Annotated in this window: 9 protein-coding genes; 2 read left to right on the forward strand and 7 right to left on the reverse strand. The window is 66.6% G+C overall.

What is annotated here, in order from left to right; translation table 11 throughout:
• Nucleotides 1-3,585, forward strand: coding sequence for an ABC transporter permease/M1 family aminopeptidase (locus ACXI0D_RS06715; RefSeq protein WP_119007174.1), 3,585 nt, complete (start codon nucleotides 1-3; stop codon nucleotides 3,583-3,585).
• A 115-nt stretch (nucleotides 3,586-3,700) separates the two neighbouring features.
• On the opposite strand, the gene ACXI0D_RS06720 is transcribed toward ACXI0D_RS06715, so the two are convergent.
• The 7 genes from ACXI0D_RS06720 to ACXI0D_RS06750 form a co-directional block, all read right to left on the reverse strand.
• On the reverse strand, nucleotides 3,701-3,997 hold the full coding sequence (locus ACXI0D_RS06720; RefSeq protein WP_049443857.1) for a hypothetical protein: 297 nt from the start codon (nucleotides 3,995-3,997) through the stop codon (nucleotides 3,701-3,703).
• Nucleotides 3,994-4,458, reverse strand: a complete 465-nt coding sequence (locus tag ACXI0D_RS06725) for a GNAT family N-acetyltransferase (RefSeq protein ID WP_049443859.1) — start codon at nucleotides 4,456-4,458, stop codon at nucleotides 3,994-3,996. Before ACXI0D_RS06725 ends, ACXI0D_RS06720 begins: the two co-directional genes overlap by 4 nt.
• A 53-nt stretch (nucleotides 4,459-4,511) precedes the next feature.
• A complete protein-coding gene (locus ACXI0D_RS06730) occupies nucleotides 4,512-5,474 on the reverse strand; it encodes an IS110 family transposase (protein ID WP_119007175.1) in 963 nt (320 codons plus the stop codon).
• 299 nt (nucleotides 5,475-5,773) lie between these two features.
• Nucleotides 5,774-6,160, reverse strand: coding sequence for an SseB family protein (locus ACXI0D_RS06735; protein ID WP_119007176.1), 387 nt, complete (start codon nucleotides 6,158-6,160; stop codon nucleotides 5,774-5,776).
• Nucleotides 6,161-6,282: 122 nt separating this feature from the next.
• Nucleotides 6,283-7,998: an alpha-amylase family glycosyl hydrolase gene (locus ACXI0D_RS06740; RefSeq protein ID WP_119007177.1), complete on the reverse strand. Its 1,716-nt coding sequence runs from the start codon at nucleotides 7,996-7,998 to the stop codon at nucleotides 6,283-6,285.
• Nucleotides 7,998-9,485, reverse strand: coding sequence for an MFS transporter (locus tag ACXI0D_RS06745; RefSeq protein WP_119007178.1), 1,488 nt, complete (start codon nucleotides 9,483-9,485; stop codon nucleotides 7,998-8,000). Before ACXI0D_RS06745 ends, ACXI0D_RS06740 begins: the two co-directional genes overlap by 1 nt.
• Entirely contained in the window at nucleotides 9,482-11,674 is a 2,193-nt protein-coding gene (locus ACXI0D_RS06750; protein ID WP_119007179.1) for a glucosidase family protein, read from the reverse strand. Before ACXI0D_RS06750 ends, ACXI0D_RS06745 begins: the two co-directional genes overlap by 4 nt.
• A 237-nt stretch (nucleotides 11,675-11,911) precedes the next feature.
• Here ACXI0D_RS06750 and ACXI0D_RS06755 point away from each other — a divergent pair, with 237 nt between their 5' ends.
• The gene (locus ACXI0D_RS06755) at nucleotides 11,912-13,963 is read left to right on the forward strand and encodes a glycoside hydrolase family 97 protein (protein WP_479642741.1); all 2,052 of its coding nucleotides are present in this window, start codon (nucleotides 11,912-11,914) and stop codon (nucleotides 13,961-13,963) included.
• Nucleotides 13,964-14,033 lie beyond the last annotated feature (70 nt).

Genomic DNA, 14,033 nt, shown 5'->3' on the forward strand with positions numbered 1-14,033 from the left:
ATGATCCTCAACTTCTTCCGTTTCGAACTGCGCGAGCAGTTGCGTTCTCCGCTGCTGTGGCTGCTGGCCGGGCTGTTCGCCCTGCTCGCCTTCGCCGCCGCTTCCAGCGACGCCGTACAGATCGGTGGCGGCAGCGGCAACGTACACGGCAACGCGCCCACCGTGATCGCGCAGATGCTGGGCATCTTCACCCTGCTCGGCATGCTGGTCACTGCGCTGTTCGTCAGCAATGCGCTGCTGCGTGACTTCGAACTCGGCACCGCCGAACTGATCTTCGCCAGCCCGGTGAAGCGCCGCGACTACCTGGCCGGGCGTATCGCCGCCGCCCTTGCCGCCGGCCTGCTGGTCTACGTTGTGATTGCGTTCGGCCTGTGGCTGGCGCCGTTCATGCCGTGGGTCGACCCCCAACGCATGGGGCCGATCAGCTGGCGGGGCTATGCCTGGACGTTCGCGGTCATCATCATTCCCAACCTGTTGTTCACCACGGCATTGCTGTCACTGCTGGCGGCGCTGACCCGTTCGATCCTGTGGGTCTACATCGGCCTGGTGGCCTACCTCGTGCTGTATGGCGTCAGTGCAGCCCTGCTGCGCGACATCGACAACACGTGGATCGCCGTGCTGAGCGAGCCGCTGGGCATGCGCGCACTGAGCCGCACCATCCGCTACTGGTCCACCGCCGAGCGCAACAGTGGTATTCCCGCACTGACCGGCTATCTGCTGGCCAACCGCGTCCTGTGGCTGGGCGTGGCCGCCGCGCTGTTCGCCGCCACCTTCGCGCTGTTCCGTACCGAGCGCAGCGGCAGCGGCCGCCGTCGCTGGGGCCGCAGGCAGTCGCAGCCGGCTGCCGACGCCAGCGCCGCCCGCCCGACCCGCGCAACGCTGCCGCGCGTGGTACCGGCGTTCACCGCCACCACCGCGTGGCGGCAGTTCCTGCGCCAGGTGCGCTTCGATACGCGCGGCGTCCTGCGCAGCGTGCCGTTCATCGTGCTGCTGGTACTGGGCCTGACCAACTTCCTGCCCAGCGCACTGTTCCGGCAGACGCTGTACGGCACCCCGATCTGGCCGGTCACCTCGCAGATGATCATGGGATTGCAGGGCGCCTTCAGCTGGCTGCTGGTGATCATCGTGCTGTTCTTCGCCGGCGAGCTGGTCTGGAAGGAACGCAGCGCGCGCATCAACGAAGTGACCGATGCCATGCCGGTGCCGAACTGGGTGCCGCTGCTGGCCAAGTTCACCGCACTACTGGCGGTGATCGTCTGCTTCCAGGCGGCCGGTGCAGTGGCCGCGATTGGCGTACAGCTGGCCAAGGGCTACACGCATCTGGAGCCGCTGCTGTACCTGCGCAGCCTGGCGCTGGATTCGGTGGTCTACATCCTGATGGGTGGCCTGGCACTGGTGCTGCAGGTACTCACCAACAACAAGTTCGTCGGTTACGCACTGCTGATCGTGGTGATGATCGGCCAGGGCGTGCTCGGCCTGCTCGACTACACGCAGCACCTGTACAACTTCGGCAGCTGGCCCAACGCGCCCTATTCGGACATGAACGGCTACGGCCACTTCCTGCCGGGGCAGCTGGCGTTCCAGGGCTACTGGGCGCTGTTCCTGCTGGCGCTGATGTGCCTGGCCTCCGCATTCTGGGTACGCGGTGTCAGCCAGGGGCTGCGCCAGCGCCTGGCACTGGCCGGCCGTCGCCTGCGCGGCCCCACCGGTGCTTTCGCCGGGCTGGCGGCACTGGCCTTCATCGGCGTGGGTGGCTGGCTGTACTGGAGCACCAACATCCGCAACGAGTTCATCGCGCCCGACCGGCAGCTGGACCTGCAGGCCCGCTACGAACGCGAACTATCGAAGTACCGCGCCCTGCCGCAGCCGCGCGTCGTGGCGGTGGACAACCGCGTGGACCTGTTCCCGGAATCGCAGTCGATGGTGATCGACGCGAACTGGACGGTGCGCAACACGCATGCCGTGCCGATCCAGGACGTGCATCTCTCGATGGGCGACGACAAGCAGCTGGTCGCGGTTGACCTGGGTGGGCAAACCCTGTCGATGCATGACGCCGACCTTGGCTACCGCATCTACCGCCTGGCCACGCCACTGCAGCCAGGTGAAAGCCGCAACGTGCACTTCCGGGTGGTGCAGAAGCCCAATGGCATCACCGCCGGGCTGGCGCCGAGCAACATCGTCGACAACGGCACCTTCTTCAACAGCCGCGTGCTGCCCTCGTTCGGTTACAACGAGGGGGCCGAGATCAGCGACCGCAACGAGCGCCGCAAGCGCGGCCTCGGCGAACCCCGGCGCATGCCCAAGCTGGAAGACGAAGCCGCGCGCGCCAACACCTACATCTCCAACGACGCAGACTGGCTCGACTTCCGCACCACGGTCTGCACCGCACCGGACCAGGTAGCGCTGGCGCCGGGCTATCTGCAGCGGAAGACCACGGTGAATGGCCGACGCTGCTTCAGCTATGCCATGGACCGGCCGATGCTGAACTTCTACGCCTATCTTTCGGCACGCTGGGAGGTGCGCAGGGCGACGTACAAGGACATTCCGATCGAGGTCTACTTCGATCCGGCGCACGGCTACAACGTGGACCGGATGATCGAAGCGGTGCAGAAGTCGCTGGCCTACTACGAGGCGAACTTCACCCCGTACCAGCACCGCCAGGTGCGCATCATCGAGTTTCCGGGCTATGCCCGCTTCGCGCAGTCGTTCGCCAACACCATTCCCTACTCCGAGGCCATCGGCTTCATCGCCGACCTGCGTGACCCGGACAAGGTGGACTACGTGTTCTACGTGACCGCGCACGAGATCGCGCACCAGTGGTGGGCGCACCAGGTGATCGGCGCCAACGTACAGGGCGCGACCATGCTGTCCGAGTCGCTGTCACAGTACTCGGCACTGATGGTCATGGAGCAGGAGTACGGTCGCCAGCACATGCGCCAGTTCCTCAAGCGCGAGCTGGACGGCTACCTCTCCGGCCGCGGTGGCGAAGCCATCGAGGAACAGCCGCTGGAACGCGTGGAGAACCAGCAGTACATCCACTACCAGAAGGGTTCGCTGGTGTTCTACCGGCTGCGCGAGGAAATCGGCGAGCAGGCGCTGAACCGTGCCTTGAAGCGCTTCCTGCAGGACAAGGGCTACCAGCAGCCGCCATACACCACCTCACGCGAGCTGCTGGGCTACATCCGTGCCGAGACCCCGGCTGACCGCCAGCAGCTGGTCACCGACCTGTTCGAGAAGATCAGCTTCTACGACAACCGGGTGATGGCCGCCAGCGCCCGCAAGCGCGATGACGGCCGCTACGACGTGACCCTGGACCTGCACGCCGCCAAGCAGTACGCCGATGGCAAGGGCAAGGAGAGCGACGCGAAGATGGATGACTGGGTCGAGGTCGGCGTGTTCGCCAACGGGCCGTCGGGCAAGGAGCGCGACCAGAAGGTGCTGTACCTGCAGCGCCATCACATCACCAGCGCCACGCCGAAGATCACGGTGACGGTGGATGAAAAGCCTGATGAAGCAGGCTTCGACCCGTACAACAAGCTGATCGACCGGGTGAGCGATGACAACCGGCGCAAGGTGACGATGTGAGGCAACGGGGCGCCGGCTGATGCGCCGGCGCTCCTTGCAACACGTGCGGGCTTGGCTCGGCCTTGCTGTAGTGCCGAGCCATGCTCGGCACATTGTCCACGACAGCCGCGAAGGTTCAGCGCACCGGGGACTTGGGCCCCAGCAACGCCAACAGCACATAGACCACGATCGAGGCGACGGTACCGAGCGCGGCCGGTAATCCGTAGGCCCACGCCGAACGGCCCTGCTGACGTGCCCACTGCGCCAGATGCCAGGCCGCGCCCAGGTTGATCAGCCAGGCAATGACGAACACCGGCCACAGCACCATGCCCACCGCACGCAGCACGGGCATGGACACCAGCGCGGCGACGATGGCCGCGATCAGGAAGATCAGCGCGGAGCGGGAATGGCGCGAGGATGCCGGTGCGTTCATGCGGCTAACCTGCGCACCATCACCAGCACACGATAGTGGCGGTTGTCGATTTCCTGCAGGGGATTCCAGCCGAGCCGTGCATACAGTCCACCATCCAGGGCCTCGGTCTGCAGGTACAGATCGGACACACCCATCCGCACCGCCTGCGCCGCGGCCTGCTCGACCAGGCCGCCAGCCAGCCCACGCCCGCGATGACTTTCGGCCACGAACACGCTGCCGAGCCAGTGCTCGTACTGCGGGAAGGCCTGCATCTCCCGGCGCTTGAGCTGCACCGCACCGACCACCTGACCGTCATCGAAGGCGGCAATCAGATGCGGAAAGCCTTCGGCATCCTGTGGCGGGTTCAGCCGCTGAAGTTCCTGTTCCAGCGACAGGCCAGCGTCGCGGCCCCATTCGGCGTGGTACCACCGGGCCAACTGCTGCCGTTCCAATGCATCGGCGGGTAGCACCCTGAATTCCATGGCAATGCCTCGATGGGGAAGCGTTCTGTAGAGTCGAGATCCTATGTTCGTGGTCAAGCCTGCTGGAAGCAGGCTTGACCCACTTTCAGCATGGCCGGGTCAAAGTCCCGACCGCTCTTGAAGACGCCCCAAGCGATCCTGGCCAGTTTTCTGGCCAGAATGTTGAAACTGGCGGTGCTGCTGTGTCCGCGCTCGCGGATGGCCAGGTAGAGGGGCTTGCCGCCTTTGGATCGGGTCAGGCCCATGGCCGCCATGTAGAGGATTTGACGCAGGCCGGCGTTGCCTCGCTTGGACAAACGGCGGCGGCCGATCCGTGCGCCGGATTCGTTGGGTCGCGGATCCAGACCGGTGCAGGCCACCCAAGCGTCTGAGCTGGCCAGCGGCCAGCGGGTGATGTGATGGGTGACAAAGGCAGCCACCGTCGGCCCGATCCCCGGGATGGTCATGATCCGTCGATACAGATCGCTCTGTTCGCCGCTGCGGCAGAGTCGTTGGATTTCCCGGTCCAGCATCGCAATCGCCTCCTTCAGGCCACTGAAAATGCGCCCGAAGATGGCTGAGTCAGCCGCGTCCGTCCCCTGGGAAAGATGGAGCGTTGCCTTGTTCCGCACCAGACTATCGCGCTGCTGCAGAAGCACGTGCAGCCGCTCCTGTGCAGGCGAACGGGCGACATGCTCGTGCAGATTGTCGGCCTCCTTGGCGATGTAACGCGCAATGACCTGGGCGTCGCCAGCGTCGGTCTTACCGCGGCAAGCCACGCCCTTGGCGTAGTGTTTGACGTCGCGCGGATTGAGCACAAAGACGGCATGACCGGCCTTCTGGGCAGCTTGAACCACAAGTTCGTGGTAGCGATTGGTTGCCTCCACTCCAATGCGAGACCTGGCCGGCAGAGCGGACAGCCACTTAGTGATGGCCGACGCTGAATTGGCGATGCGGGCGCTGCCCTTGGTGCCGTAGTAGGCCACCACCAGGGTCTGTGAATCGGCATCAATACCGACGGCGAAACGATCTGACATCTGCGCAACTCCCAGCTATTGTTGAAGGGCTGGGGTGGTACCGCACCACGTTGGCTTGCCTACATCGGCGGTCCTCAAAGGCCGCTAGATCCTTTATCGACGTTAAGGTGCGGGATGGGGATCGCTCGACTCGTCTGTCGGCTGGTACCCGCAGATAACATGTTGACGGTCCCTCCACCCTGGCTCCTACATACCGCGTAGGAGCCGGGAGGAACATACAAGCCATGCTCGACTGATCTCGCACTGCGCGAAAGGCAGTTGAGCATGGCTCGACTCTACAAATATAGCGCGGTGACCGCTCAGCGCTGGGCGAAGTCCTTCAGGATCTCGCCGATGCCGCTGGGCGAGATCTCGAAGCCCAGCGAAGTACCCGGGTTGATCACCACGCCGTAGCCACCCGGCACGCGGCGCAGTACATCCAGCATCAGCCAGCGGATCTGGTGTTCGGCCTGCTGGCTGTAGATGCCCACCCGCGACGGGTCGGTGAACACGGCCACATGGAGGGTGCCCTGCTTGTCGAACAGCAGCGGGTCGAAGCCACTGCCATCGGGAGTCACCAGGCTGCCGGTCAGCAGCACCACTTCGGAGGCGACGAAGGCCTCCATGAAGGCGCGGATCGGCACGGCCCCATCCATCGCCGCCTTCAGCAGGGTTTCGATCGGGGTCTGCGGGGCGAGGTCGGTCATGGCGGTACGGCGGGGCGTGAGGGGTGCCTATTGTGCCGGATGCGGCCGAACCCGGTAGTGCCGGCCGCTGGCCGGCATCTGCAGGTGCCGTGGATTCAAGGGGTGCCGGCCAGCGGCCGGCACTACCGTCCCAGCCGCTGGTCCCGTGCCTTCTGGTCGGCCATCGCCTTGTCCAGCTCGGCCTGCAGCGCCGGCTGCTGCACGGCGGCATCCAGCACGTAGACCTTCACTCCGTGCGCGGGCACTTCGGCCTTCAGCGAGCCGTCCACCCGCAACGAACCTCCCTCCAGCGCGTCGCGCCAGCGGCCGTTCTGGACGTAACGCGCCACGGTGAAGGTCCTCGCCTGGTCGCCCTTGTTCAGCAGCACCAGCGCGGTCTGCGCCACTTCGCCGTGCTGCAGCACGCGGAAGAACACTGCCTCATCACCCTGCAGGCGCTCGTTGACCTGCAGGCCGCGCTGCAGCGCCGGGGTGGCTGCGCGCAGCCTGGCGATGCGCTGCAGCGGCGCGAAGATCGGGCTCTGCGGCGCAGCATCCACACGCGGCTGGCCGAAGTAGGCACGATTGCCGGCATGCTCGGCGCGACCACGCATGAAGCCGGTTTCCGAGCCGTAATAGACCACCGGAATGCCGCGCGCGGTGAACAACCAGTTGTGCGCATCGATGAAGCCGTTGTCGCTGGCCTGCAGGCGCGGCATGTCGTGGTTGTCGTAGAAGCTCATCAACTCGTACGGATTGGCGTACGGGCCACCGCTCAGGTGCAGCGGCTCGGCCAGGGTTTCAAAGCCCTTGCCGGCGGTGCCGAAGGTCTGTTCCAGTGCGCCGCGCAACGGGAAATCGAGCACGCTGACGTTGGCGTTGGCCGGCCAGGTGTGCTCGGCAATGCGTGCGGCATCGTAATCGAACGCTTCGCCGAACATGAACATGCCCGGGTGCTCGGCGCGGATGCGTTTGACGAAGGCATGCCACCACGGGTGCGGCAGCCAGCCGATGGTGTCGATGCGCAGCGCGTCCACGCCCTGCGCGGTCCACTGCAGGTAAGCGCCGACCAGATAGTCCATCACCGCCGGATTGTCCTGGTTGAAGTCGGACAGTTCGGCGAGGTTGCCGTCGAAGATCGAACCGTCCTTGCTGTCGACCGGGCCGATATTGTTGTAGAACGCGTGCAGCGGGTTGTGCTTCGGATCCAGCTTCTGCGGTGGCAGGTTCTGGTGGTCAGCGATCAGCGTTCCGTCCTTGTCGAAGATCTGGCCGAACTGCGGCTGCCGTATCGGCATGGTCCAGGCCGGCGAACCGTGGTTGCCGACGATGTCCAGCACCACCTTCAGGCCAGCACCGTGCAGGCCCTTGGTCAGCCCGGCAAAGTCCAGGTCCTTGCTGGGCAGGTGCTCGTCGAGTTTGTAGAAGTTGATGCCCCAGTAGCCGTGGTAGCCGGTCTTGCCGCGATCGGTCAGCGTGCTGGTGCAGCTGATCGGCTTGCTGCCGGTGAACGCCTCGTCCGGGTTGTCGACGATGGGGGTAATCCACACCGCGCCGAAGCCGAGGTTGCGGATGTACTGTGCGTTGTCGAGCACGCCGCGGAAGTCGCCGCCGAGATAGCCGATGTTGCCGTCCACCTTGTCCGGGCACGGCACCGGAATATCGAAGGTGCGATGCGTGCCGCCCTGGTCGCGATGGTCGTTGGACGGATCGCCGTTGACGAAGCGGTCGGTGACCACGAAGTACACCGCATCACTGGCAAACGGCTCGGTGGTGCCCACATAGTCCGGGCGCGGCGCGGCCGCCGCATGGCCGGCCAGCAGTACCAGGGAAACAGCAACAGACAGCGCACCACGCATCACACCACCTCCGGACGGGACGGAACCCACAGCACGCACAGGCCGGCGATGAACAGGCTGCAGCCGCCCAGCACCAGTACATGCATCGGCTGGCCACCCAGCAACGTACGCAGGGCGAAGCCGAGCGCACTGGCGGCGACCAGCTGCGGGATCACGATGAAGAAATTGAAGATGCCCATGTACACGCCCATCTTCGATGCCGGTACGCTGTCGGACAGCAGTGCATAGGGCAGCGAGAGAATGGACGCCCAGGCGAAGCCGACGCCGACCATCGACAGCAGCAGCCAGTGCGGGTCGCGGATGAACATCAGCGAGACCAGCCCGGCACCGCCCAGCCACAGGTTGACCAGGTGGCTCCAGCGCAGGCCGATCATGCGCACCATCAGCGGAATCAGCACCGCCGCCAACGCGGCGAAACCGTTATAGGCGCCAAACAGCACCCCCACCCAGTTGGCACCCTCGTTGTAGGCCGCCGACTCCGGTTCGGTCGAACCGAAGTGGGCGCTGGCCACTGCTGCAGTGGTGTAGATCCACATCGCAAACAGCGCGAACCACGAGAAGAACTGCACCCACGCCAGCCGCCGCATGGTGACCGGCATCGCGCGCAGGTCGCCGACGATGGCGGCCAGCATGTGCGTGGCCGGCAACGTGCGCGCGAGCGCCAGCAGCAGGCCATGGCCGGCACACAGGCCAGCCAGCACATACAGCATCCTGTCGCCCTGCCGCCACGCGATCAGCAGCGCCAGCAGCACGCCCAGCCCCAGCCATATGGCCACCTGTGCCCAGGGGGCCGGACCGCTGATCGTCGCCGCCGCGTGATGTGCCGGCGGCTCGGCATCATCGAACCCGGCCAGCTCTGCCGGTGAGTACTCGCGGGTGCTGACCACCGTCCAGGTGATCGCCGCCAGCAGCACCACCGCGCCGAAGTAGAACGCATAGCGCACGGTGTCCGGCACCTCACCGGCGGCGGCCGTATTGGCGACCCCGAAGTGGGCCAGGATGAACGGCAGGAAGCTGGCAACGATGGCGCCCACGCCGATGAAGAAACTCTGCATCGCGTAGCCGGCTGGACGCTGGCGTGGCGCCAGCTGGTCGCCGACGAAGGCGCGGAACGGTTCCATCGACACGTTGATCGAGGCATCCAGCACCCACAACGTGCCAGCCGCGATCCACAGCGTCGGCGAGTTCGGCATCACCAGCAGCGCCAGCGTGGTCAGCACCGCACCGATCATGAAGAACGGACGGCGGCGCCCCCAGCGCGTCCAAGTGCGGTCGGACAGGTAGCCGATCACCGGCTGCACCAGCAGGCCCGTCAGCGGCGCCGCGATCCACAACCCTGGCACCGCGTCGATGTCCGCGCCCAGGGTCTCGAAGATGCGGCTGGCATTTGCGTTCTGCAGGGCGAAGCCGAACTGGATGCCGAGGAAGCCGAAACACATGTTCCAGATCTGCCAGAACGACAGCTGCGGCTTGGCCGTGCGATTCATCGTGCGCCCTCTGCCGCAGCCACCGGCGCCACCGTCAGCGCCTGCACCTGGGCCTGGTTGAGCACGCCGTCGCGGCCGCCCTTGCCCCCGGTGTAGTGCGCGAAGTGTTGCAGCGCGCTCATGTTGAAGCCTTCCTCAAGCACGACCGAACACCGGCCCTTGGCCACGGTGAACGTCGCCGAGGTCGAGTCCTGCACGGCCACGCTGTGCGGCAGCGTGACCGTCCGCCGCTGCTGGGGAATGCCCGGGCACTGCAGCACCAGCTGCTTCACCGCGGCGGTGACGCCCGTGTTGATCGGCCCGTTCGGATTGCGGTACTGCAGGCGCAGGCGCACCTGCCCGGCCCTGGCCGAGCTGAACTGCCAGCGCTGCGCGCCCTTCAGCGCCTGCTGCGGACCGACGCAGACCGTCGGGCTGTGCAGCGATTCCAATGCGCCGTCGCGCCGGGTAAGGCTGAGGCAATGCTGCAGGCCGTCGTCGCTGATGCGTGCCTCGCCATTGCGGGCGGTGAGCGCCCGACCGTCCTGCCACAGCACCTGGTCGGCAGCGACCGCGACGCTCCAGCCCCTGCCCTTGCGTCGCGCCTGCGGTGCGGCCGGCGTGGCCGGTGCGCGTGCATTGGCGTCGGCCGTCATCACCTCGCTGCGTGGCGCCGCGGCGGCGGGGACCAGCTGCACGGTGGTGGTGGCACCGCGCGTCTTCACCTTGCCCGCTACCAGCAATCCATCACCCAGCTGCTTCGGGCGCTCCAGCACGTAGCGTCTGCCCGCAGCGTCCAGACGGATGCTGCGCTGGCTGCCGAACAGCTCCGGTACCAGCACCGCCGGCAACTTGGGCTGCACACGGCCATCGTCCTGCACGCCGAACACGCCCTCGACCACCATCGACAGATAGCCGGCGACCGACCACAGCTGGCGTTCGGAGTTGACCACCGGGCCGCTCAGCGCGCCCTCGTCAACATGCACGGCCTGGCTGACCAGCTCGTAGTTTTCCATGTTGGAACCGGCCAGCGCGGCGCCCTGCATCAGCGAACGGATCTCGGCGGCGATGCGCGGCGCATCGTCCAGCTGGCGCGCGGCACGCAGCGAATAGGCGCTGACGAACGGCCAGATCGCGCGGTTGTGGTAGATCGGCTGCTGCGCCTCCTGCGGCCACACCACCGGGCTGCCGGCCGGCCCCATCGGATAGGCAGCCAGTGCGCGGCGCGCGCGCTCGGGTGGCAGCACCTCGGCCAGGATGCCCAGCGATAGGCCGAGCAGATCGACCTTGGCGTACGGCACCGGGTGCGCGGCTTCGCCGATATAGCTCATGTACTGGCCGATATCCTCGCGCCAGAAACGTGCATCGATCTGCTGCGCCAACGCATCAGCCCACGCCTCGTAGTCGGCCGCGCGGGCGTCGCCGTGCTGGCCGGCCAGCCGCTCGGCCAGGCGCAGCGCCTGGTAGTGCAGCACGTTGGTGGACAGTGCGTAGGAGTCACCGATGAAGCGCACGTCCTCACGGGTCCAGTCCGGATAGGTCTGCTCGCGCCAGTCCAGGAACGAGGTCTCGCCACGGTACAGGCCCATCTGCGCGTCGAACACCATCGCGCGGTCCTGCGCCAGCGTACCCTGCAGTGCCTGCCAGACCTGGTCGGCGAATGCGCGGTCGTCCAGCAGGTGGCGTGCGGCGAGGAACCACACCACGCGGTCGCTGCTGATCGGCCAGCTGCCGCCGGAACCGGTGTCCTGAGCGACGAACAGGCCGGGCGTATGGCCATCGCGGGCCGCCGACAGCTTGAACTGCAGCGACTGCCGGGTGCGCTGCGGATCCAGCCGCGCCAGCGCCAGGTCGGCGGCGAAGCTGACATCGCGGGTCCACACGTAGGGCCAGCGCGCGCCGGTCTGGAAGCACTCGCACGGCACCGGCCGGCCTTCGTCGAACGCAGGATCGCGGATCGCATCCACGCGGTCCTGGTCCATCTCCTGCTGGGCCAGCGCGAACAGCGCATCGAACATCACGCTGCCGGTCTGGCTGCGCATCGGTGCGGCTGCGATCTGCACTGTGCCCTTCGGCGCATGCAGCACGAAGCTGCCCTTGGCAGCGGCTTCGGCACGCGCATGGCGGCCGTCGAATTGCAGGTCGGCCGCCTGCGCGGTCGATCCCAGCGCTGCCCCCAGGGCAGCGGTCAGGCAAATGATCTTCAGCATCGAAGCGGCGGACCGGCTTGCGCCCGTCGGCCTCCCTCCCTCTCTGCACGCGTTGTAGGTCCGCACCACCATTGCCGGTGGACGGGCGCGGCCCCTCCCTCAAGGTGCCTTCGCCCCATGGTAGACGCGGGGCTGTCGGCTGCGTCCATCTGCATACGTATTCATGGCGCCACGCGGTAGCGCGCCTGCCGCACTGGCTTATGGTCCGGGTCTGCCAACGACGCCTTGGGAGGGGAACTGCCGATGTCACCCACTGCTGTACGCGCGGCAATCGCGCACCTGCTCGGTCTGGCCCTGCTGGTCTGGGCCACGCTGGCACAGGCCACGCCACAGGTGGCCAGCGTCGAGTCACCGGGCAAGATACTCAAGGTCAGTCTCGTGCTGGACGGCGGCACAGCCCGCTATCGCGTCGAGCGTTTCGACGAGCCCGTGGTGGAGGATTCGAAGCTCGGCTTCGCCCTGCGTGACGGCCGCCTGGACCGCGATTTCGCCCTGCTTGGCCAGCAGCGGCGCAGCGTCGATGACCGCTGGGAGCAGCCGTGGGGCGAGCGCCGGCTCACCCGCAACCACTTCAACGAGCTGACCGTACAGCTGGCCGAAACCACCGGCAGCAAGCGGCGGCTGGACGTGGTGTTCCGCGTCTACGACGATGGCGTTGGCTTCCGCTATGTGTTCCCCGAGCAGCCGAACCTGCACGAAGCGATCATCGATGACGAGCTGACCGAGTTCGCCATCGCGCAGGATTCCACCGCCTGGTGGATTCCCGCCGGCGAACCGATCCACTACGAATACCTGTACCAGCGCACGCCACTGCGCGAGGTGCCGCTGGTGCATACGCCGATGACCCTGCGCAGCCGCGATGGCCTGCACGTGGCGATCCACGAGGCCGCGCTGGTGGACTATGCCGGGATGTGGCTGCGCCGCACGGAAGGACAACGCCTGCGCGCGCAGCTGTCGCCCTCCGCCGAAGGCTGGAAGGTGCGCCGTGCCCTGCCCTTTGCCACGCCCTGGCGCACGCTGCAGATCGCCGACCGCGCCGGAGGCCTGGTCGAATCGGACCTGATCCTCAACCTCAACGAGCCCAATGCGCTGGGCGATGTGAGCTGGGTGAAGCCGGCCAAGTACCTGGGCGTGTGGTGGTCGATGCACCTGGACAATGAGAGCTGGGCGACCGGCCCGAAGCACGCGGCCACCACTGCCAGGACGAAGAAGGTGATCGACTTCGCCGCCGCACACGGCTTCCGTGGCGTACTGGTGGAAGGCTGGAACCCGGGCTGGGATGGCAACTGGGTCGGCAACGGCTACGACTTCGACTTCACGCGCGCCACGCCGGACTTCGATATCAAAGCGCTGTCAGCGTATGGCCTGAAGAAGGGCGTGCATCTGATCGGCCACCACGAGACCGGCTGTGCCATCGAGCATTACGAGGACCAGCTGGGTGCCGCACTGGACCTGTATGCGCGGCTGGGCGTGGACCAGTTCAAGACCGGCTACGTCTGCGACGACGGCCAGGTCGACCGCCTCAATCCGGCCGGTGGCCCGCTGTGGCGCGAGTGGCACGACGGCCAATTCATGGCCCGCCACCACCTGAAGGTGGTGCAGGAGGCCGCGCGCCGGCACCTGTCGGTGAACCCGCATGAGCCGATCAAGGACACCGGCCTGCGCCGCACCTACCCCAACTGGATCTCGCGCGAAGGCGCGCGCGGCATGGAGTACAACGCCTGGGGCCAGCCGCCCAACCCACCGGAGCACGAGGTCAACCTGGTGTTCACCCGCATGCTGGCCGGGCCGATGGATTACACCCCCGGCATCCTCAGCCTGAAGGGCCGCCACGGCCAGGCCATTCCCAGCACGCTGGCCCGCCAGCTGGCGCTGTACGTGGTGCTGTACAGCCCGATCCAGATGGCCGCCGACCTGCCCGAGCACTACCTGCAGCATCGCGAGGCGTTCCGCTTCATCGAGGACGTCGCGGTGGACTGGGAGCAGAGCCGGGTGCTTGATGGCGAAGTGGGCGACTACGTGACGATCGTGCGCCGCGACCGCAACAGCCGCGACTGGTTCCTTGGCAGCATCACGGATGAACACGGCCGCGTGCTGCCGGTGTCGCTGGGCTTCCTGGAGCCAGGCGTGCGCTATCGCGCCGAGATCTACCGCGATGGCGAGGGCGCGGATTTCCGCAGCAATCCGTTCGCGTTCCTGCGTGAAACCCGCGAGGTGACCAGCGCCGATGCACTGACGCTGGTGCTGGCACCAGGTGGTGGGCAGGCCATTCGTTTCACGCCGCTTTGAATGCACCGGTAGTGCCGGCCGCTGGCCGGCAACCCGGTGATCGTGATTGCCGGCCGGCGGCCGGCACTAC

The sequence above is a fragment of the Stenotrophomonas sp. C9D9 genome (assembly GCF_056491205.1).

What these genes read in the sequence shown, in the direction of transcription:
- ACXI0D_RS06715 (WP_119007174.1), top strand. Translation starts at nt 1, where the DNA reads ATGATCCTCAACTTCTTCCGTTTCGAACTGCGCGAGCAGTTGCGTTCT.
- ACXI0D_RS06720 (WP_049443857.1), bottom strand. Translation starts at nt 3,997, where the DNA reads ATGAACGCACCGGCATCCTCGCGCCATTCCCGCTCCGCGCTGATCTTC.
- ACXI0D_RS06725 (WP_049443859.1), bottom strand. Translation starts at nt 4,458, where the DNA reads ATGGAATTCAGGGTGCTACCCGCCGATGCATTGGAACGGCAGCAGTTG.
- ACXI0D_RS06730 (WP_119007175.1), bottom strand. Translation starts at nt 5,474, where the DNA reads ATGTCAGATCGTTTCGCCGTCGGTATTGATGCCGATTCACAGACCCTG.
- ACXI0D_RS06735 (WP_119007176.1), bottom strand. Translation starts at nt 6,160, where the DNA reads ATGACCGACCTCGCCCCGCAGACCCCGATCGAAACCCTGCTGAAGGCG.
- ACXI0D_RS06740 (WP_119007177.1), bottom strand. Translation starts at nt 7,998, where the DNA reads ATGCGTGGTGCGCTGTCTGTTGCTGTTTCCCTGGTACTGCTGGCCGGC.
- ACXI0D_RS06745 (WP_119007178.1), bottom strand. Translation starts at nt 9,485, where the DNA reads ATGAATCGCACGGCCAAGCCGCAGCTGTCGTTCTGGCAGATCTGGAAC.
- ACXI0D_RS06750 (WP_119007179.1), bottom strand. Translation starts at nt 11,674, where the DNA reads ATGCTGAAGATCATTTGCCTGACCGCTGCCCTGGGGGCAGCGCTGGGA.